This is a genomic window from Bradyrhizobium uaiense (assembly GCF_010811875.1).
GTDB lineage: Bacteria > Pseudomonadota > Alphaproteobacteria > Rhizobiales > Xanthobacteraceae > Bradyrhizobium > Bradyrhizobium uaiense.
Map to the genome: position 1 here is coordinate 1 of NZ_VKHP01001161.1, position 229 is coordinate 229.

A 229-nucleotide genomic window follows, 5' to 3' on the forward strand; every position below is an offset into this window, starting at 1 on the left:
ACAAGGGAGCCGTCCGTGAGAGAGATTATCCGCATTGGGATGGATACGTCGAAGTATATTTTTGTGCTGCATGGGGTTGATGCGGCGGAGGAGGTGGTGCTGCGCAAGAAGCTGTCGCGCAAGCAGGGGCTGGAGTTCTTCGCCAAATTGCCGCCGACCGTGATCGGGATGGAGGCTTGCGGGGCTTCGCAATATTGGGCGCGGGAGCTTTCCAAGCTTGGTCACAAGG

At 58.1% G+C, this 229-nt stretch carries 1 pseudogene; it reads left to right on the forward strand.

Features of this window, described 5'->3' with window-relative positions:
* Window positions 1-15 precede the first annotated feature (15 nt).
* Window positions 16-229, forward strand: a pseudogene (locus FNJ47_RS49155) (IS110 family transposase); the annotation flags it as partial.